The following is a 20,248-nucleotide window of genomic DNA, read 5'->3' as shown; positions in this document are numbered from 1 at the left end:
ACTGCGCGCCAAAAACCGCGACACCACTGCGATCGGGACATCCCCCGCACAGCATGCAGTCCGTTCCGTGGGACGGAGTGACGGCCCCGGCCGCCGCCCGGCTAGGCTGGCCTGGTGCGCCTTCCACCGGAGACGCAAAGCCGACAGCCGTCGCATCCCAGGGAGTACATCCATGGCCTCGTCGCCGACCCCTTCCGCCGACAGCCGGAACCGAGCCGAAGCCCTCCGCGAGGCGCTCGCCACCCGTGTCGTGGTGGCCGACGGTGCCATGGGCACCATGCTCCAGGCACAGGACCCGACCCTTGAGGACTTCGAGAACCTCGAAGGCTGCAACGAGATCCTGAACGTCACCCGCCCCGACATCGTGCGCTCGGTGCACCAGGAGTACTTCGCCGTCGGCGTGGACTGCGTCGAGACGAACACCTTCGGCGCCAACCTGGCGGCCCTGGGCGAGTACGACATTCCCGAGCGGGTCTTCGAGCTCTCCGAGTCCGGCGCGCGCATCGCCCGCGAGGTCGCGGACGAGTTCACCGCCTCCACCAGGCAGCAGCGCTGGGTGCTCGGCTCGATGGGACCGGGCACGAAGCTGCCGACGCTGGGCCACGCCCCGTACACCAAGCTCCGCGACGCCTACCAGCAGAACGCCGAGGGCATGATCGCCGGTGGCGCCGACGCCCTGCTGATCGAGACCACCCAGGACCTGCTCCAGACCAAGGCCTCCGTCATCGGCGCCCGCCGAGCGCTGGAGGCCACCGGGGCCAACCTCCCGGTGATCTGCTCCGTGACCGTCGAGACGACCGGCACCATGCTGCTCGGCTCCGAGATCGGCGCGGCACTCACCGCCCTGGAACCCCTCGGCATCGACCTCATCGGCCTGAACTGCGCCACCGGCCCCGCCGAGATGAGCGAGCACCTGCGCTACCTCGCCCGGCACTCCCGCATCCCGCTCTCCTGCATGCCCAACGCCGGCCTCCCCGTCCTCGGCAAGGACGGCGCGCACTACCCGCTGTCCCCGGCCGAGCTCGCCGAAGCGCAGGAGACCTTCGTACGGGAGTACGGCCTCTCGCTGGTCGGCGGCTGCTGCGGCACGACCCCGGAGCACCTGCGCCAGGTCGTCGAGCGGGTCCGGGGCGTGGCCGTCACCCCCCGCACTCCGCACCCCGAGCCGGGCGCCGCCTCCCTCTACCAGACCGTCCCGTTCCGCCAGGACACCTCGTACCTGGCGATCGGCGAACGCACGAACGCCAACGGGTCGAAGAAGTTCCGCGAGGCCATGCTCGAAGCCCGCTGGGACGACTGCGTGGAGATGGCCCGCGACCAGATCCGCGAGGGCGCCCACATGCTCGACCTCTGCGTCGACTACGTGGGCCGCGACGGTGTCGCCGACATGGAGGAGCTGGCCGGCCGGTTCGCCACCGCGTCCACCCTGCCGATCGTGCTGGACTCGACGGAGCTGCCCGTCCTGCGGGCCGGTCTGGAGAAGCTGGGCGGCCGCGCCGTCCTGAACTCGGTCAACTACGAGGACGGCGACGGTCCCGAGTCCCGGTTCGCCAAGGTGACCGCGCTGGCCGCCGAGCACGGCGCCGCGCTGATCGCGCTGACCATCGACGAGGAGGGCCAGGCCCGGACCGTCGAGCACAAGGTCGCCATCGCCGAGCGGCTCATCGAGGACCTGACCGGCAACTGGGGCATCCACGAGTCCGACATCCTCATCGACACCCTGACCTTCACCATCTGCACCGGCCAGGAGGAGTCCCGCGGCGACGGCATCGCCACCATCGGGGCGATCCGCGAGCTGAAGAATCGCCACCCCGATGTGCAGACCACGCTGGGCCTGTCCAACATCTCCTTCGGCCTCAACCCGGCCGCCCGCGTCGTGCTGAACTCCGTCTTCCTCGACGAGTGCGTCAAGGCCGGACTCGACTCCGCCATCGTGCACGCCTCCAAGATCCTGCCGATCGCCCGACTGGAGGAGGAGCAGGTCAAGGTCGCCCTCGACCTCATCCACGACCGGCGCGCCGAGGGCTACGACCCGCTCCAGAGGCTCATGGAGCTGTTCGAGGGCGTCAGCACCAAGTCGATGAAGGCGGGCAAGGCCGAGGAGCTGCTGGCCCTGCCGCTCGACGAGCGGCTCCAGCGCCGCATCATCGACGGCGAGAAGAACGGCCTGGAGGCCGACCTCGACGAGGCGCTCACCGACACGCCCGCGCTGGACATCGTGAACAACACCCTCCTGGAGGGCATGAAGGTCGTCGGCGAGCTCTTCGGCTCCGGCCAGATGCAGCTGCCCTTCGTCCTCCAGTCCGCCGAGGTCATGAAGACCGCCGTGGCGTACCTCGAACCGCACATGGAGAAGTCCGACGCCGAGGGCAAGGGCACCATCGTCCTGGCCACCGTCCGCGGCGACGTCCACGACATCGGCAAGAACCTCGTCGACATCATCCTGTCCAACAACGGCTACAACGTCGTCAACCTCGGCATCAAGCAGCCCGTCTCCGCGATCCTGGAGGCCGCCGAGGAGCACCGGGCCGACGTCATCGGCATGTCCGGCCTCCTGGTGAAGTCCACCGTGATCATGAAGGAGAACCTGGAGGAGCTGAACCAGCGCAAGCTGGCCGCCGACTTCCCCGTCATCCTCGGCGGCGCGGCCCTCACCCGGGCCTACGTCGAGCAGGACCTCCACGAGATCTACGAGGGCGAGGTCCGCTACGCCCGCGACGCCTTCGAGGGGCTGCGGCTGATGGACGCGCTGATCGCGGTCAAGCGCGGTGTCCCGGGCGCGGTGCTGCCCGAGCTGAAGCAGCGCCGGGTGCCCAAGCGGGACACGGCGGTACTGGAGGTCGACGAGCCGCAGGAGGGCGTCCGCTCCGACGTCGCGGTCGACAACCCGGTGCCCGAGCCCCCCTTCTGGGGCACCCGTGTCATCAAGGGCATCCAGCTCAAGGAGTACGCCTCCTGGCTCGACGAGGGCGCCCTCTTCAAGGGCCAGTGGGGACTCAAGCAGGCCCGCGCCGGCGACGGACCGACGTACGAGGAGCTGGTGGAGACCGAGGGCCGCCCGCACCTGCGCGGCTGGCTCGACAAGCTCCACACCGAGAACCTCCTGGAAGCGGCCGTGGTCTACGGCTACTTCCCGTGCGTGTCCAAGGGCGACGACCTGATCCTGCTCCACGAGGACGGCTCCGAGCGGACCCGCTTCACCTTCCCGCGCCAGCGTCGCGGCCGCCGCCTCTGCCTCGCGGACTTCTTCCGTCCCGAGGAGTCGGGCGAGACGGACGTGATCGGCCTCCAGGTCGTCACCGTCGGCTCGAAGATCGGCGGCGAGACCGCCAAGCTCTTCGAGGCCAACTCCTACCGCGACTACCTGGAGCTGCACGGCCTGTCCGTACAGCTGGCCGAGGCCCTCGCCGAGTACTGGCACGCCCGGGTCCGCGGTGAGCTGGGCTTCGGAGCCGAGGACCCCTCGGACGTCGAGGACATGTTCGCGCTGAAGTACCGGGGAGCGCGCTTCTCCCTCGGCTACGGTGCCTGCCCCGACCTGGAGGACCGGGCGAAGATCGCCGAGCTGCTCCAGCCCGAGCGGATCGGGGTGCATCTCTCGGAGGAGTTCCAGCTGCATCCGGAGCAGTCCACCGACGCGATCGTCATCCATCACCCGGAGGCGAAGTACTTCAACGCGCGGTAAGACGATGTTCAACGCGCGGTAGCAGGACAAGTCGTACACTTGTCGGTCCAGTGCAGGCCGGTCGCCCTTCCCACGGGAAATGGCGGCCGGCCTTCTCGTCCCTACGGAAGGTGTGCCGGATGACCAGCACGGTCCCCGCGTCATTGACCCGCACGGCCGAAGGCGCCGCGCTCCAGGCCGTCCTCCTCGACATGGACGGCACCCTCGTCGACACCGAGGGGTTCTGGTGGGACGCCGAGGTGGAGGTGTTCGCCGAGCTCGGGCACCAGCTCGACGAAGCCTGGCGGGATGTGGTGGTCGGCGGGCCGATGACCCGCAGCGCCGGCTACCTCATCGATGTCACCGGTGCGGACATCGCCCTCGACGAGCTGACCGTGCTGCTCAACGACCGCTTCGAGAAGCGCATCGGCCGCGGTGTGCCGCTGATGCCGGGCGCGGCCCGGCTGCTGGCCGAGCTGGTCAGGCACGAGATCCCGACGGCCCTGGTCTCCGCCTCGCACCGGCGGATCATCGACCGGGTGCTGGACTCGGTGGGACGCCACCACTTCGCCCTCACCGTCGCGGGCGACGAGGTCGCCCGTACCAAGCCGCATCCGGAGCCGTATCTGACCGCCGCATCCGGTTTCGGCGCGGACCCCGAGCGCTGCGCGGTCATCGAGGACACCGCGACCGGTGTCGCGGCCGCGGAGGCGGCGGGCTGCCGGGTGGTCGCCGTACCGTCCGTCGCCCCGATCGCCCCCGCGTCCGGCCGGGTGGTCGTACGATCCCTCGAAGAGGTCGATCTCGCTTTTCTCCGGGGCCTGGTCACCGGAAACCATTGATCCGCATACCGAGAGTATTCCTGTGAATGAATGGAAAAGCTCTCGGCGGCGGATGGTGCATTTTCTGTCGTTCGTGCGTGGGTGAGCCGGTGATCGATTAAAGGATTCGAACACCCCGGAGCGTGAGCTTTGTCACCCGGAAACGGCCCGGAGGGTTTTCGGGTCCCAGTGGGCCGCCCGTTTTGGGGTATTTGATTGTCCTGGTTCATCCGGATATTCGCGAAACATGCCCGGGGCGGGAAAGCGGCTCGCCGCTAATTCCCATCACCATCCGATTACACCGGCAGTTACCCGGTCCGGCATTGCCGACGATGCCTACTAATCTCGCTTTCTCAATGCCCGGATGAGGGAGAGCGTCCAAGATGAACCGCAAGACTCTGGTGCTGCCGGCCGTCGTCGGCCTGCTCGCGCCCGTACTCGCCGCCTGCGGCGCGTCGGGCGACGGGAGCGATGGCAACGCCGCCATCGTTGTCGGCACCACGGACAAGTTCGTCGCCTCGAAGGACAACCCCGCACCGCTCGATCCCGCCATCGGCTACGAAGCCGGCGTGTGGAACGTGCTCCGGCAGACCGTGCAGACCCTGGTGCACGTGCCGCGCGGCGGCGGCGAGCCGGTGCCGGAGGCCGCGGAGAGCTGCACCTTCACGGACACGCAGAACGAGAGCTACCGCTGCAAGCTGCGCGGCGGTCTGAAGTTCGCCGACGGCAAGGCACTCACCGCCGAGGACGTGAAGTACTCCATCGACCGCGTCATCCGCATCGATGCCGCCAACGGGCCCGTCGCCCTGCTCGACAACATAGACACGGTCGAGACACAGGGCGAGCGGGAGGTCGTCTTCCACCTGCGCGCACCGGACGCCACGTTTCCCTACAAGCTCGCCACCCCGGTCGCCGGGATCGTGCCGCGGAGCCAGTACGAGGCGAAGTCCGCGCGCACCGGATTCCAGGTGAACGGATCCGGCCCGTACACCATGAAGCCGGAAGTCGAGCACGATCAGATCGTCAAGGTCCTCTTCACCAGGAACCCCCACTACAAGGGGGATCTGAAGGTACGGAACGAGAAGGTCGAGCTGGACGTCTTTCTTGACCCGAAGGCCATGGGAAAGGCTCTCGACGACCGGAAGATCGACATGATGGCCCGCACCATGTCGCCCGAGCAGTCCCAGCAGATGCTGGTAGAGCCCGAGGACGGCATCAAGCTCACCGAGATGCCCGGCCTCGCCATCCATTTCCTGGGCTTCAACACCAACGACCCGGCGGTGAAGAAGAAGGCCGTCCGTCAGGCCATGGCCCAGGTCGTCGACCGCGGCGAGATCGCGAGCAAGGTGTACGGCACGACGGCCGAGCCGCTGTACTCGCTGATCCCGTCCGGCATCACCGCGCACGCCAACGCGTTCTACAACAAGTACAACGAACCCAGCACCACGAAGGCCGCGGCGATCCTGAACGACGCGGGTGTCGACACCCCGGTGAAACTCACGCTGCACTACCCGACCGACCGCGTCGGCGCCGGCACCGCCGCCGAGTTCGGAACGCTGAAGAAGCAGTTCGACGACACCGGACTGTTCGAGATCAGCGTCGAGGGAACCCCCTGGGCGAAGTACCGCCCGGCACAGCTGCGCGGCGACTACGCCGTGTACGGCATGGGCTGGTTCCCCGACTTCCCGGACCCCGACAACTTCACGGCGCCGTTCCTGGACAGGAACAACTTCCTCAACTCGCCCTACAGGTCGGTGCGGGCCCAGAAGACGCTCATTCCGCAGTCCCGCCGCGAGACCGACCGCAGCGCCTCGGCCAAGGCCTTCCAGCAGCTCCAGGACATCGTCGCCGACGACGTCCCGGTGCTACCGATCTGGCAGGGCAAGCAGTACGTCGCCTCCCGCGAGGACCTCACCGGCGTCGAGTGGGCGGTCAACTCCTCCGCGGAACTCCAGCTCTGGGAGCTGGGCGACGGCCGCGTCTGAGGACGGGCGTCACCTCGGCCGCTCCGGGGCGCAGGCACGGCCGTCGCCCCGGGGCCGCAGACGCCGGGGCAGCGGGCGCGGCCTGCCGCCCCGGTCCACGGACGCCGACGCCGCCCTTCCCGCTCCGCTCACTGGGCGCCGGGACGGACCAGACCGCTCTCGTACGCGTACACCGCGGCCTGCACGCGATCGCGCAGCCCGAGCTTGGTCAGCACATGGCCGACATGCGTCTTGACCGTCGTCTCGCTGACGAACAGATCCGCGGCGATCTCCGCGTTGGACAGGCCGCGTGCCACCAGCTTCAGCACCTCGACCTCACGGTCGGTCAGCGTGTGCAGGGTGTCGGGCACCGGCTCCTCGCCGGACGGCAGATGGTCCGCGTACTTGTCGAGGAGCCTGCGGGTGATGCTCGGGGCGAGCATCGCCTCGCCCGCCGCGACCACCCGGATGGCCTGCACCAGCTCATTGGCCGGAGCGTCCTTCAGCAGGAAGCCGCTGGCGCCGGCGCGCAGCGCCTCCACCACGTACTCGTCGAGATCGAACGTGGTCAGCACCAGCACCTTCGCGGGGCCGTCGCGGCCCGGTCCGGTGATCTGGCGCGTCGCCTCGACGCCGTCCATCCGCGGCATGCGGATGTCCATCAGCACCACATCGGGCTGCAACGCCCGCACCTGGTCGAGAGCCTGGAGGCCGTCCCCGGCCTCACCCACCACCGCGAGATCGCCCTCCGCCTCCAGAATCATCCGGAAGCCGGTACGCAGCAGGGGCTGGTCGTCGACCAGTAGGACGCGGATAGCCACAGGGTCTCCTTCAAGGTCCTTCGAGGGCCACAGGCCGGCCGGCCTCAGCATGGACCGGATCCATTCTGCCCTGCACATCCTGCTCCGCCTCGGCCGGGCGGGCCGTCAATGGATAGACCGGGGGAGTGCCACCGAATTCGGGACAGACCGACCGGTGGTCGCACCAGCCGCAGAGCTTCGTCGGCCGGGGCCGCCACTCGCCCGTCTCGGTGGCCAGCCGGATCGCGTCCCACAGCGCCAGCAGCTTGCGCTCCACCCGCTCCAGGTCCGCCACCACCGGGTCGTACGTCAGGATGTCCCCGCTGCCGAGATAGACGAGCTGGAGCCGGCGCGGCACCACACCCTTCAGCCGCCAGATCACCAGGGCGTAGAACTTCATCTGGAAGAGCGCGCCCTCCGCGTACTCCGGGCGCGGTGCCTTCCCCGTCTTGTAGTCGACGATCCGGACCTCGCCCGTCGGCGCCACGTCGATCCGGTCGATCACCCCGCGCAGCCGCAGCCCCGACTCCAGCTCCGTCTCGACGAAGAGCTCCCGCTCGGCGGGCTCCAGACGCGTCGGATCCTCCAGCGAGAACCACCGCTCCACCAGGCTCTCCGCCTCCGAGAGCCAGCGCGCCAGCCGCTCGCCCCCGGCATCCTCGGCGAACAGCTCCGACAGCTCCGGCCTGGCCTCCAGCAGGCGGTCCCACTGGGCGGGGATCAGCGCCGTGGCCCGGCCCGTCGTGCGCTCCACCGCGGGATTGTCGAAGAGGCGCTCCAGCACCGCATGGACGAGCGTGCCCCGGGTAGCCGCCTCGCTGGGCTTCTCCGGCAGCTTGTCGATGACCCGGAAGCGGTACAGCAGCGGACACTGCATGAAATCGCTCGCCCGCGACGGCGACAGGGACGAAGGCGGCTGAGCGGGCCGCGGCAGGGAGGTCATGTCGAAGACCCTACGGCCCGCCACTGACAGCAGTCGGCATACCATCGACCACAACAGCCTCGAACACTGCATGATCGTGCCGTAGGGCACCGACCGAAGGGACCTCGTGGACGAGAGCGGCGACAGCGGGCGGCCGCAGCCCGGTGCAGGGGGCACGACCCCCGGAACCGGCCCCGGCAAGGGCGAGCCGCAGCGCCCCGAAGAGCCCGGAGGCGGCCTTCTCATGGGCCGCCCGTTCGGCGTGCCGGTGTACGTCGCGCCCAGCTGGTTCCTCGTGGCCGCACTGATCACCTGGGTCTTCGGCGGCCAGCTCGACCGGGTGCTGCCCGAGCTGGGCACGGCGCGCTACCTGGTCTCCCTCTTCTTCGCGATCGCCTTCTACGCCTCCGTGCTCGTCCACGAACTCGCCCACACCGTCGTGGCGCTGCGCTACAAGCTGCCGGTGCGCCGCATCCAGCTCCAGTTCTTCGGAGGCGTCTCCGAGATCGAGAAGGAGTCCGAGACCCCGGGCCGCGAGTTCCTGCTCGCCTTCGTCGGACCGCTGCTCTCCCTGGTGCTCGCGGGCGTCTTCTACATCGGGATGATGTTCGTCGCGCCCGGCACCGTGCCCGGTGTCCTGCTCGCCGGGCTGATGATCTCCAACCTCCTGGTGGCCGCCTTCAACCTCCTGCCGGGCCTCCCGCTGGACGGCGGACGGATGCTCCGCGCGGTCGTCTGGAAGATCACCGGACGCCCGATGAGCGGCACCGTCGCCGCCGCCTGGGTCGGCCGCGCCCTCGCCGTCATCACCCTGGTCGGCCTGCCGCTGCTCACCCACACCGGGACCTTCGGCAACGACCCCGGTGAGCTCAGCGGCATGGACACCATCACCGACGCGCTGCTCGCCGCCATCCTCGCCGCGATCATCTGGACCGGAGCGGGCAACAGCCTGCGCATGGCCCGCCTGCGCGAACACCTTCCCGAGCTGCGCGCCCGCACCCTCACCCGGCGCGCCGTCCCGGTGGAGTCCGCCACCCCGCTCTCCGAGGCGCTGCGCCGGGCCAACGAGGCGGGCGCCCGCGCCCTCGTCGTCGTCGACGGCCACGGCGAACCGAAGGGCATCGTCCGCGAGACGGCCATCGTCGCCGTGCCGGAACACCGTCGCCCCTGGGTCGCCGTCAGCGGCCTCGCCCAGGACCTCACCGACGGAATGAAGGTCTCCGCCGAGCTGGCCGGTGAGGCGCTCCTGGACCGGCTCAAGGCCAGCCCGGCCACCGAGTACCTCGTCCTGGAGGAGACCGGCGAGATCTACGGCGTCCTCTCCACCGCCGACGTCGAGCGCGCGTTCGTCGCCGCCCTGGCCAGGCCCGCCGCCTGACCGCCGGGCCCCGCCCCGGGCTCGCGGTCGGAGCCCGGGGAATCACCGGTACGCTGGTCACATGTCTGAACCGACCGGTGCCGCCCGCCGACGCGGGCCCTTCAAGGTCGGGGACCAGGTCCAGCTCACCGATCCCAAGGGACGCCACTACACCTTCACGCTCGAAGCCGGAAAGAACTTCCACACCCACAAGGGTTCTTTCCCGCACGACGAGCTGATCGGTGCTCCCGAGGGCAGTGTTGTCCGAACCACGGGGAACGTCGCCTATCTCGCGCTGCGCCCCCTGCTCCCCGACTACGTCCTGTCCATGCCCCGCGGCGCCGCCGTGGTCTACCCCAAGGACGCGGGGCAGATCCTGGCCTTCGCCGACATCTTCCCCGGCGCCCGCGTCGTGGAGGCCGGCGTCGGCTCCGGCTCGCTCTCCACCTTCCTGCTGCGCGCCATCGGCGACCAGGGCATGCTGCACTCCTACGAGCGCCGCGAGGACTTCGCCGAGATCGCCCAGCAGAACGTGGAACGCTACTTCGGCGAACCGCACCCGGCCTGGCAGCTCACCGTCGGCGACCTCCAGGACAACCTCTCGGACACCGACGTCGACCGTGTCGTCCTCGACATGCTCGCCCCCTGGGAGTGCCTGGAGGCCGTCTCCAAGGCGCTGGTGCCCGGCGGCATCCTCTGCGCCTACGTCGCCACCACCACCCAGCTCGCGCGGACCGTGGAGTCCATCCGTGAGATCGGCTGCTTCGCCGAGCCGCAGCCCTGGGAATCGATGATCCGCAACTGGCACGTCGAGGGTCTGGCCGTCCGCCCGGACCACCGCATGATCGGCCACACCGGCTTCCTCGTCACCGCGCGCCGCCTGGCCGACGGTGTGGAGGCCCCGCTGCGCCGCCGCCGCCCCGCCAAGGGCGCCTACGGCGAGGACTACGACGGTCCCGGCAGCCAGAGCGGCTCCTCCCGCGGCTGACCCGCGCAACGCACCGGCGCCGCCGCCGAGTTCCCGGACCGACCCGGGAACTCGGCGGCGGCGCCCTTTCGTTGCCGCTACGAGGACACCGTCCTCGGCGACCCGTATTCCGTGCCGACCCCACCGTTCCGCTGTTCTGTGAGGTGTGGCACGATGCTGGCCACCCCACGCCGCCGCGGCAGTCCCACCGGTGGCTCCGCCCACCCGGGCGTCCTCGATCCACAGGAACCACAGGAGACATCCCGCGTGCAGACCTCCGAGCTCCCGGACCTCGCGCACACCGACTCCGGGCCGCTGCACTGGCTCGCCACCGCGGCTGCCATGGCCGCCGTCGTCGCGGTCGCCGGGCTGCTCCAGCCGGACCCCGCGGCCTCCGCCTCCACCCCCCACCGCACTACGGCGCAGCGCGGCAGCACGGCCGTCACCGCCCCCGATCCGGCGCGGGCGGACTTCCCCCTGGAGTGCGGCGGAGTGGAGAGCACGGTGGCCAAGCAGGCCACCGGCGACCTCGACGGTGACGGCCGCCCCGAGACCGTCGCGGTGGTCCACTGCGCGGCCGGCTCCGGTACCCCGCCCAGCGGCGTCTACGTCCTCACACGCGGAAGCGGGGCCGCACCGCGGGTCGTGGCGACCCTGGTGGACCCCGCTCAGGCGATGAGCATCGGCGATTTCGCGGTGCGTGACGGAATCATTTCGGCCACGCTGCTCGGCTACTCCTCCGACTCGGTGCCGCGCTGCTGCCCCGACCAGCAGGAGCGGGTCACCTGGCAGTGGCGGGGCGGCGCGTTCGTCCGCGCCACCCGGGCCGCCCCGAGCAGCGCCTGACCGGTTACCCCGAGTGACCGGGGCTCCGCGGCCGCCGGATCAGGCGGCCTCGGGGCCGTACACCTCGACGCTGTCCGAGACGCGCCGGACATGGATGCAGTCGCCCGGGCACTCCTTGGCCGAATCGACCACGTCCTGGAGGAGCGGCAGCGGGACGGGCGTCGTGGCGCCCGGGTCCTGCAGCAGCTCGTCGTCGGAGCTCTTCACATAGGCCAGACCATCGATGTCCAGCTCGAAGACCTCGGGTGCGTACTGGACGCAGATGCCGTCTCCCGTGCAGAGGTCCTGGTCGATCCAGACCTCCAGGTCCTGCGCGTCGCCGCCGTTGGAAGCGTCCTGCTGCACGGTCATTTCTCCTGCCGTTCCCTGCGTATCCGAACCAAAAGAAGCCAGCCCTGACGGGTGTTGAACGGTTCGACGATACAACCGGCCGCTTTCCGATGTTGAAGGGTGGGTATTCCCCTGACACGAGGGGGAACGCAAGGGTGAAGATCGGACACGCCCCGCAGTCTTTGTGATCTAGGGGTTTCAATCATCACCCACCCAGGTAGGGTCAGGAAGCGTCCAGCTCCCCTTGGAGGAGGTGAGGACCGTGGCAGCCCACGACGACGACATCAACCGCGGCATCCGGCCCGGGCGGGGGTCCGAAGACCCAGCCGGCCAGGTCGCCTATCTTGAGCAGGAAATCGCCGTCCTGCGACGTAAGCTCGCCGACTCTCCGCGCCATACGAGGATTCTCGAAGAGCGGATCGTCGAGTTGCAGACCAACCTGGCAGGCGTGTCCGCACAGAATGAGCGGCTCGCCAACACACTGCGCGAGGCCCGCGACCAGATCGTGGCCCTCAAGGAAGAAGTCGACCGGCTCGCACAGCCGCCGGCCGGTTTCGGTGTGTTTCTTCAGGGCAATGAGGACGGCACCTGTGACATCTTCACCGGAGGCCGAAAGCTCCGGGTGAACGTCAGCCCCAGCGTCGAGCTCGAAGACCTCCGGCGCGGCCAGGAAGTCATGCTCAACGAAGCGCTCAATGTGGTCGACGCCATGGAATTCGAGCGGGCCGGGGACATCGTCACCCTCAAGGAAATCCTTGAGGACGGCGAGCGGGCCCTGGTCATCGGGCACACCGACGAGGAACGGGTGGTGAGGCTCGCCGAGCCGCTGCTGGACATCACCATCCGCCCCGGCGACGCCCTGCTGCTCGAACCCAGGTCCGGCTACGTCTACGAAGTGGTCCCCAAGAGCGAGGTCGAGGAGCTCGTCCTCGAAGAGGTACCGGACATCGACTACGACAAGATCGGCGGCCTGGGCGACCAGATCGAACTGATCCGGGACGCGGTCGAACTCCCCTACCTCCACCCCGACCTCTTCAAGGAACACGAACTGCGTCCGCCGAAGGGCATCCTGCTCTACGGTCCGCCCGGCTGCGGCAAGACACTCATCGCCAAGGCGGTCGCCAACTCCCTTGCCAAGAAGGTCGCCGAGGTCACCGGCCAGCCGACGGGCAAGAGCTACTTCCTCAACATCAAGGGCCCGGAGCTCCTCAACAAGTACGTCGGCGAGACCGAGCGGCACATCCGCCTGGTCTTCCAGCGTGCCCGTGAGAAGGCCAGTGAGGGCACCCCCGTCATCGTCTTCTTCGACGAGATGGAGTCCCTCTTCCGTACCCGTGGATCCGGCGTCAGCTCGGACGTGGAGAACACGATCGTCCCCCAGCTGCTCGCCGAGATCGACGGCGTGGAGGGCCTGGAGAACGTCATCGTCATCGGCGCCTCCAACCGCGAGGACATGATCGACCCCGCGATTCTGCGGCCCGGACGCCTCGATGTGAAGATCAAGATCGAGCGCCCGGACGCGGAGGCCGCGAAGGACATCTTCGCGAAGTACCTCACGCCTTCGCTGCCGCTGCACGCCGACGACCTCGCGGAGCACACCGGCTCCAAGGACGCCGCCGCGCACGCCATGATCCAGTCGGTCGTCGAGCGGATGTACACCGAGTCCGAGGAGAACCGCTTCCTGGAGGTCACGTACGCCAACGGCGACAAGGAAGTCCTGTACTTCAAGGACTTCAACTCCGGCGCGATGATCCAGAACATCGTCGACCGGGCCAAGAAGATGGCCATCAAGGCCTTCCTCGACCAGGGGCAGAAAGGCCTTCGCGTCTCCCACCTCCTCCAGGCATGCGTGGACGAGTTCAAGGAGAACGAGGACCTGCCGAACACCACCAACCCGGACGACTGGGCCAGGATCTCCGGCAAGAAGGGCGAGCGGATCGTCTTCATCCGCACGCTCGTCACCGGAAAGCAGGGCGCGGACACCGGCCGCTCCATCGACACGGTGGCGAACACCGGGCAGTACCTGTAGAACGCGGACAGGCTGCGGATGCCCGCCGGGCATCCGCAGCCGGTTGCTTTCGGTCCCGATCGCGCGACACCGCAGCAATGACGCAATTGATCTCCCCACCAGCACAGAGGCGCTCTAGGCTCTTGCGTACCGCCCGTCGCGCAGTGCGTGGACGGGCAGTGCACGCGCACCGACAAGCAGCGGTACTGGAGCGCCGCCCCTCATGGGAGCGCCGCCGGGCAAGGAGGGCCGCATGACCGTACGGCGAGTAATGGGCATCGAGACGGAGTACGGGATCTCCGTCCCCGGCCACCCCAACGCCAATGCCATGCTCACCTCGTCCCAGATCGTCAACGCCTACGCAGCGGCGATGCACCGGGCGCGCCGCGCCCGCTGGGACTTCGAGGAGGAGAACCCGCTGCGGGACGCGCGAGGTTTCGACCTCGCCCGCGAGACCGCGGACTCCAGCCAGCTCACCGACGAGGACATCGGCCTCGCCAATGTGATCCTCACCAATGGGGCCCGCCTCTACGTCGACCACGCACACCCGGAGTACAGCTCCCCGGAAGTCACCAATCCGAGGGACGCGGTCCTCTGGGACAAGGCCGGCGAACGCATCATGGCCGAGGCGGCCGAGCGCGCGGCCCAGCTCCCCGGCGCCCAGCCGATCCACCTCTACAAGAACAACACCGACAACAAGGGCGCCTCGTACGGCACGCACGAGAACTACCTGATGAAGCGGGAGACCCCGTTCTCCGACATCGTGCGCCACCTGACCCCGTTCTTCGTCTCCCGCCAGGTGGTCACCGGAGCGGGACGGGTGGGAATCGGCCAGGACGGCCACGAGCACGGCTTCCAGATCAGTCAGCGCGCCGATTACTTCGAGGTCGAGGTCGGGCTGGAGACCACGCTCAAGCGCCCCATCATCAACACCCGGGACGAACCCCACTCCGACGCGGAGAAGTACCGCCGGCTCCACGTGATCATCGGGGACGCGAACCTCTCGGAGATCTCCACCTACCTCAAGCTCGGTACCACCGCCCTGGTCCTCTCGATGATCGAGGACGGCTTCATCAACGTCGATCTCGCGGTCGACCAGCCGGTGCGCACCCTGCACCACGTCTCCCACGACCCGTCCCTGAAGCACCTCATCACGCTGCGCAGCGGCCGTACGCTCACCGCGGTACAACTGCAGATGGAGTACTTCGAGCTGGGCCGCAAGTACGTCGAGGAACGGTACGGGGCGGACGCCGACGAGCAGACCAAGGACGTGCTGATCCGCTGGGAGGACACCCTCAACCGGCTGGAGAACGATCCGATGAGCCTGTCCGGCGAGCTCGACTGGATCGCCAAGCGGGAGCTCATGGAGGGCTACCGCCGCCGCGACAGCCTGGACTGGGACGCGGCGCGCCTGCACCTGGTGGACCTCCAGTACGCCGACGTACGGGCCGAGAAGGGCCTGTACAACCGTCTGGCGGCCCGCGGGAAGATGAAGCGGCTCCTGGACGAGAACGAGGTCGAGCAGGCCCGTACGGGGCCTCCGGAGGACACCAGGGCCTATTTCCGCGGCCGCTGCCTGGAGCAGTACGCCGACGACGTGGCCGCGGCCTCCTGGGACTCGGTCATCTTCGATCTGCCGGGTCACGACTCATTGCAGCGGGTACCCACCCTGGAACCGCTGCGCGGCACCCGTAATCACGTCAAGGAGCTGCTGGACCGCTGCCGCACGGCGGAGGAGCTGGTCCAGTTCCTGTCGGGCGGCTGAAAGGGCCGGGATCGGGGAATCATCGGGATGACCCCCGGACGTTGAGAGAAAGTACCGGGCCGATGTCGTAGCCCGTGGGTAGGGTCTGATCAAGTGCTTCGAACCGAGCGGGGTGAGCTAGATGGCGACCAAGGACACCGGCGGCGGACAGCAGAAGGCGACGCGTTCCACCGAGGAGGTCGAGGAGCAGGCGCAGGACGCGCAGGTCTCCGAGGACCTCAAGGACCGCCAGGAGAAGCTGAGCGACGACGTCGACTCGGTTCTGGACGAGATCGATGATGTGCTCGAAGAGAACGCCGAAGATTTCGTCAGGTCATTCGTGCAAAAGGGTGGCCAGTAGTTCACGGGTGTGAACGCGGGGGAGTGGAGTGCGGTGCGCGCGGTACGGGCCGGGTCGGCCCGTACCGCGCGGGTGCAAACGGCACCGCGAGCCGTGCGGCTGTCCCCGCGGATCATGTGGATCACCGCCACGGGACGGGTAGGGTCCGTGGCGTAACCGCATCAACTGCAATTCGGCCATCGGCAAGTTGGGAGACGATCCTGACGCCTTGCTCAGGGCCGTCGCTTACCTGGAGGGAAACGCGTGGAAGCCAACACTCGTAGCACCGGGCGTCTACCAGCTGCCTTCCTGACGCCGGGATCCTCTTCGTTCATGGATTTCCTGTCCGACCAGTCGCCCGGCATGCTCCCGGGCAACCGCAACCTGCCGCCCCTGCAGGGGGCCGTCGAGGCGCCGCACGGGACGACGATCGTCGCGGTGACGTTCGCCGGCGGTGTGGTGCTGGCCGGTGACCGGCGCGCGACCATGGGCAATGTGATCGCCCAGCGCGACATCGAGAAGGTGTTCCCGGCCGACGAGTACTCGGCGGTGGGCATCGCCGGCACGGCCGGACTGGCCGTGGAGATGGTCAAGCTCTTCCAGCTGGAGCTGGAGCACTTCGAGAAGGTCGAGGGCGCCCAGCTCTCCCTGGAGGGCAAGGCGAACCGCCTCTCCACCATGATCCGCAGCAACCTGGCGATGGCCATGCAGGGCCTCGCCGTCGTGCCGCTGTTCGCCGGCTTCGACGTGGACCGCGAGAAGGGCCGGATCTTCTCGTACGACGTCACCGGCGGCCGCTCCGAGGAGCACGGGTACGCGGCCACCGGTTCCGGGTCGGTCTTCGCCCGGAGCTCGATGAAGAAGCTCTACCACGGGGAGCTGACGGAGCAGGAGGCCCTCACCCTGGTCGTACAGGCGCTGTACGACGCCGCGGACGACGACTCGGCGACCGGCGGCCCCGATGTGGCCCGGCGGATCTATCCGATCGTCACGGTCATCACCGACGAAGGCTTCCGGAAGCTGGACGAGGCGGAGTCCTCCGAGATCGCCCGCTCGGTCCTGGAACGCCGGCTGGAACAGCCCGACGGCCCGCGCGCCGCGCTGCTCTGACCCCCGTTCCGCTGCTTCTCCGATGCTCTCGTCACTGACAGAAAGGGACGGATAACCGGTGTCGACGCCGTTCTATGTCTCACCTCAGCAGGCCATGGCCGACCGGGCGGAATACGCCCGGAAGGGCATCGCCCGTGGTCGCAGCCTGGTTGTGCTGCAGTACGCCGACGGCATTGTGTTCGTCGGCGAGAACCCGTCCCGCGCGCTGCACAAGTTCAGCGAGATCTACGACCGGATCGGCTTCGCCGCCGCCGGCAAGTACAACGAGTACGAGAATCTCCGCATCGGCGGAGTGCGCTACGCCGATCTGCGCGGATACACCTACGACCGTGACGATGTGACGGCCCGTGGGCTGGCCAACGTGTACGCGCAGACGCTCGGCAACATCTTCTCCAGTGCGGCCGAGAAGCCGTACGAGGTGGAGCTGGTGGTCGCGGAGGTGGGCACCGACCCGGACGGCGACCAGATCTACCGGCTGCCGCACGACGGCTCGATCGTCGACGAGCACGGCTCGGTGGCGGTCGGCGGCAACGCCGAGCAGATCAGCACCTTCCTGGACCAGCGGCACCGCGACGGGATGACGCTCGCCGAGGCGCTCAAGCTGGCGGTGCAGGCGCTGTCGCGCGATCCCAACGGCAGCGAGCGGGAGATCCCCGCCGAGCGGCTGGAGGTCGCGGTGCTGGACCGTACACGGCCCCAGCAGCGGAAGTTCAAGCGGATCGTCGGCAGGCAGCTCGCGCGGCTGCTGGAGGCGGACGGCGGCTCCGCGCCGACGGACGCCCCGTCCGACACCGAGGAGGGCGAGGACAACGGGTCCGCCGCGGCGGACCAGACCCAGTCCAGCGACTCCGGCGGTGACGTGGAGTAGTCCGCCGAACGACCTTCCACCGCTGTCGGCCGTGCCCCGGTCCGCCCCTCCCGGCGGGCCGGGGCACGGTCATGCCCGGGGGGCGTCCGCGGGCGGGGGCGCCGAGGAACCCCGGGCCACCAGGCGCACGGGGAGGCTGCCGGTCTCGGCCGGCCGGTCGTCCAGGACCGCCAGCAGGGCGCCCATGCCGCGCTTCCCGACCTGCTCGGCGGGCAGCCGCACGGTGGTGAGCTCCGGCTCGACGGCCGTGGCCAGGGCCAGATCGTCGAACCCGGTGACGGACAGGTCGCCGGGCACCCGCAGGCCCAGCCTGCGGGCCGCCTTGCAGGCTCCGGCGGCGAGGATGTCGTCGTCGCAGACCAGGGCGGTGGGCCGGGCGTCCGGGGCGGCGAGGGCGCGCTCCGCAGCGATGCGGCCCGCGTGGACGTCCAGCGCCGCCGTGACGGTCCGCACGGAGGTGCCGGGCACCCGGCGCAGGGTCTCGTGCAGCGCCCGGCCGCGCACCGCGAAGGTCCAGGAGTCCACCGCCGAGGCCAGGTGGACGAAGCTGCGGTGGCCGAGGGCCAGGAGATGCTCCACTACCTGCCGCATCCCGTCGGCGATGTCCAGATTGACGCGGGCCGCGACACCGGTGTCCGCCGGGTCGCTGTCGAGCATGACCAGCGGCAGTCCCGCGCCGCGCAGCGCGTCGAGCGCCCCGGCGGCCATGGAGGAGGCGATGACGCCGTCCAGGGAGGCGCTCGCCGACGCGAACGGGTCCCGGGCCGGGCCGGTGCCTTCGGGGGACGGGTAGAGCACGACGCCGAAACCGTGTTCGGCGGCGACCTCGGCGGCGCCGGTGTAGACCCGCGCGAAGAACTCGTTGGTCAGCGCCGGGACGACCAGCAGCGCGGTCCTGGTGCTGCCCAGGCGCAGACTGCGGGCGGCGAGATTGGGCCGGTAGCCGAGGCCGTGGGCGGCCTGCCGGACGCGTTCGGCGGTGGCCTCGGAGACCCGGCCCGGCCATTTGCCGCCGAGCACCAGGGAGACGGTGGCCTGCGAGACGCCTGCGGCCCGCGCGACATCGCGGCTGGTGGGCCGGGTCGGGGCGGGCTGTGGTGCGCTGGTCACTCGGGCCTCCGGGCCGGTCGGGGCAGGCGCCGTGAGGTGGACCTGCGGACTGGGCACATGGTACGTATGAGCTTCGACGTTATACGTAAAACCTCAGGGCGGCGGAAGCGCCTCCGAGGGAGAGGGGCGACTGGACATGGCCGCGGGATATCTGGACATCCTCCGGGCGCGGCATGCCGCGCGCCTGCTGGCGGGAACCCTGGTGGGTCGGCTGCCGAACGGCACCGCCCCCGTCGCGATCGTGCTGTTCACCAGGGCCGAGGGGGGCAGCTACGCCCTCGCCGGCGCGCTCGCGGCCGTGTACGGGCTGGCCACCGCCGTCGGCCAGCCGCTGCTGGGCCGCGCCGTGGACCTGTACGGCCAGCCGCGCGTCCAGCTCCCGTCCGCCGTGGTGTCGGCGCTGGGCATGGCCCTGCTGGCCCTGGTGGGCCTGGGATCGCTTCCGCTGGCCTATGCGGCCGTGGCGGTGGCCGGAGTCTTCACACCGCCGCTGGAGGGCGGCCTGCGGGCCCTGTGGCCGAGCGTGCTGGGCGGCGAGGAGCGGGTGCACCGGGCGTACGCCATGGACGCCGTCGCCCAGGAGATCATGTTCACCGTCGGCCCGCTGCTGGTGACGGTGCTGGTCTCCCTCTGGTCGCCCGCCGCCGCCCTGCTGGTCATCAACGCGCTGGGGGTCCTGGGGGCGCTCTCCGTCGTCCTCTCCGAGCCCTCACGGACCTGGCGCTCCGCACCCCGCGAGGCGCACTGGCTGGGCGCACTGCGTTCACCGGGGCTGCTGGCGCTGCTCGGCTCGTTCTTCTTCGTCGGACTCGCGCTGGGCTCGATCACGGTGGCCGGTGTGGCCTACGCCGACGACCACGGCCGGGAGTCGGTGTACGGCTGGCTGATGGCCGCGCTCGGGCTGGGGGCGCTGACCGGCGGCGCGGTCTACGGGGCCCGGCAGTGGGCCGGAGCGCCGGAGCGCCGGCTGCGGGTCATCGTCGCGCTGCTGGCACTGGGCTATCTGCCGCTGATGCTGACCCCCGGGGTCGTCGCCATGACCGCACTGGCGGCAGTGGCCGGAGTCTTTCTGGCGCCCGCGATCGCCTGCTCCTTCATCGTGGTCGACCGGCACGCCCCGCGGGGCACCGTGACCGAGGCGTTCTCCTGGCTGGTGACGACCTTCGGGGTGGGCGCGGCGGCGGGAACGGCCGTGGCGGGCCCGGTCGTCGAGCTGGGCGGCACCTCGTGGAGCTTCGCCGTCGCGGGGGCCGGTGGGGTGGCGGCGCTGCTCGTCCTGCTGGCGACGGGAAGGGTACTCGCAGTTCCCGGGCGTACGGCCGTTTCCGCGCGGGGATCGGAAAATGATCGAAACGGTGCTGTCGAACCCGGTTTCAGCTCAGGCCATCAGGCGTAAT

16 protein-coding genes and 1 pseudogene are annotated in these 20,248 nt (G+C 69.6%); 13 read left to right on the top strand and 4 right to left on the bottom strand.

Going from position 1 to position 20,248, the window contains the following annotated elements:
- Positions 1 to 172 precede the first annotated feature (172 nt).
- From metH to ACGF8B_RS16780, 3 genes are all read left to right on the top strand, one after another.
- Complete coding sequence (gene metH, locus ACGF8B_RS16790) at positions 173 to 3,685, top strand: methionine synthase (RefSeq protein ID WP_392738962.1); 3,513 nt, start codon at positions 173 to 175, stop codon at positions 3,683 to 3,685.
- Between the two features lie 119 nt (positions 3,686 to 3,804).
- The gene (locus ACGF8B_RS16785) at positions 3,805 to 4,506 is read left to right on the top strand and encodes an HAD family hydrolase (RefSeq protein WP_392738959.1); all 702 of its coding nucleotides are present in this window, start codon (positions 3,805 to 3,807) and stop codon (positions 4,504 to 4,506) included.
- A 362-nt stretch (positions 4,507 to 4,868) separates the two neighbouring features.
- The gene (locus tag ACGF8B_RS16780) at positions 4,869 to 6,470 is read left to right on the top strand and encodes an ABC transporter substrate-binding protein (RefSeq protein WP_392738957.1); all 1,602 of its coding nucleotides are present in this window, start codon (positions 4,869 to 4,871) and stop codon (positions 6,468 to 6,470) included.
- A 128-nt stretch (positions 6,471 to 6,598) separates the two neighbouring features.
- Here ACGF8B_RS16780 and ACGF8B_RS16775 read toward each other — a convergent pair whose 3' ends face one another.
- Both ACGF8B_RS16775 and ACGF8B_RS16770 read right to left on the bottom strand, forming a co-directional pair.
- Complete coding sequence (locus ACGF8B_RS16775; protein WP_093541287.1) at positions 6,599 to 7,270, bottom strand: response regulator transcription factor; 672 nt, start codon at positions 7,268 to 7,270, stop codon at positions 6,599 to 6,601.
- A gap of 10 nt (positions 7,271 to 7,280) precedes the next feature.
- Positions 7,281 to 8,126, bottom strand: a complete 846-nt coding sequence (locus ACGF8B_RS16770) for a RecB family exonuclease (protein WP_392739289.1) — start codon at positions 8,124 to 8,126, stop codon at positions 7,281 to 7,283.
- 172 nt (positions 8,127 to 8,298) lie between these two features.
- Between ACGF8B_RS16770 and ACGF8B_RS16765 the strand changes: the two genes are divergently transcribed.
- From ACGF8B_RS16765 to ACGF8B_RS16755, 3 genes are all read left to right on the top strand, one after another.
- A complete protein-coding gene (locus ACGF8B_RS16765; protein WP_392738954.1) occupies positions 8,299 to 9,549 on the top strand; it encodes a site-2 protease family protein in 1,251 nt (416 codons plus the stop codon).
- A 61-nt stretch (positions 9,550 to 9,610) separates the two neighbouring features.
- Positions 9,611 to 10,516 carry a tRNA (adenine-N1)-methyltransferase gene (locus ACGF8B_RS16760; protein ID WP_124718703.1) on the top strand — a complete coding sequence of 302 codons (906 nt, stop codon included), beginning with the start codon at positions 9,611 to 9,613 and terminating at the stop codon, positions 10,514 to 10,516.
- A 246-nt stretch (positions 10,517 to 10,762) separates the two neighbouring features.
- Positions 10,763 to 11,341 carry a hypothetical protein gene (locus ACGF8B_RS16755; RefSeq protein WP_392739287.1) on the top strand — a complete coding sequence of 193 codons (579 nt, stop codon included), beginning with the start codon at positions 10,763 to 10,765 and terminating at the stop codon, positions 11,339 to 11,341.
- Between the two features lie 39 nt (positions 11,342 to 11,380).
- On the opposite strand, the gene ACGF8B_RS16750 is transcribed toward ACGF8B_RS16755, so the two are convergent.
- Entirely contained in the window at positions 11,381 to 11,692 is a 312-nt protein-coding gene (locus ACGF8B_RS16750; RefSeq protein WP_392738950.1) for a ferredoxin, read from the bottom strand.
- 241 nt (positions 11,693 to 11,933) lie between these two features.
- On the opposite strand from ACGF8B_RS16750, the gene arc reads away from it, so the two are divergent.
- The 6 genes and pseudogenes from arc (at position 11,934) to prcA (ending at position 17,741) form a co-directional block, all read left to right on the top strand.
- Positions 11,934 to 13,700, top strand: a complete 1,767-nt coding sequence (arc, locus tag ACGF8B_RS16745) for a proteasome ATPase (protein ID WP_392738948.1) — start codon at positions 11,934 to 11,936, stop codon at positions 13,698 to 13,700.
- Positions 13,701 to 13,932: 232 nt separating this feature from the next.
- Complete coding sequence (gene dop, locus ACGF8B_RS16740) at positions 13,933 to 15,444, top strand: depupylase/deamidase Dop (protein ID WP_342286710.1); 1,512 nt, start codon at positions 13,933 to 13,935, stop codon at positions 15,442 to 15,444.
- A gap of 121 nt (positions 15,445 to 15,565) precedes the next feature.
- Positions 15,566 to 15,784, top strand: coding sequence for a ubiquitin-like protein Pup (locus tag ACGF8B_RS16735; protein WP_124718707.1), 219 nt, complete (start codon positions 15,566 to 15,568; stop codon positions 15,782 to 15,784).
- A 104-nt stretch (positions 15,785 to 15,888) separates the two neighbouring features.
- Positions 15,889 to 16,076: pseudogene (locus ACGF8B_RS16730) on the top strand (endonuclease domain-containing protein); the annotation flags it as partial.
- Complete coding sequence (prcB, locus tag ACGF8B_RS16725; protein ID WP_342286709.1) at positions 16,028 to 16,873, top strand: proteasome subunit beta; 846 nt, start codon at positions 16,028 to 16,030, stop codon at positions 16,871 to 16,873. The pseudogene ACGF8B_RS16730 and the gene prcB, both read left to right, overlap by 49 nt.
- Before the next feature lie 58 nt (positions 16,874 to 16,931).
- Complete coding sequence (gene prcA, locus ACGF8B_RS16720; protein ID WP_392738943.1) at positions 16,932 to 17,741, top strand: proteasome subunit alpha; 810 nt, start codon at positions 16,932 to 16,934, stop codon at positions 17,739 to 17,741.
- A gap of 69 nt (positions 17,742 to 17,810) precedes the next feature.
- Here the strand turns inward: prcA and ACGF8B_RS16715 are convergent, their stop codons facing one another.
- On the bottom strand, positions 17,811 to 18,851 hold the full coding sequence (locus ACGF8B_RS16715) for a LacI family DNA-binding transcriptional regulator (protein ID WP_392738940.1): 1,041 nt from the start codon (positions 18,849 to 18,851) through the stop codon (positions 17,811 to 17,813).
- Positions 18,852 to 18,987: 136 nt separating this feature from the next.
- Here ACGF8B_RS16715 and ACGF8B_RS16710 point away from each other — a divergent pair, with 136 nt between their 5' ends.
- Entirely contained in the window at positions 18,988 to 20,247 is a 1,260-nt protein-coding gene (locus ACGF8B_RS16710; RefSeq protein ID WP_392738937.1) for an MFS transporter, read from the top strand.
- Position 20,248: the final 1 nt, after the last annotated feature.

It is taken from the genome of Streptomyces sp. NPDC047917, assembly GCF_043204345.1.
Lineage (GTDB): Bacteria > Actinomycetota > Actinomycetes > Streptomycetales > Streptomycetaceae > Streptomyces > Streptomyces sanglieri.
The sequence above is the reverse complement of the archived record's forward strand: the minus strand, read 5'-3'. Positions and strand labels throughout refer to the sequence as shown.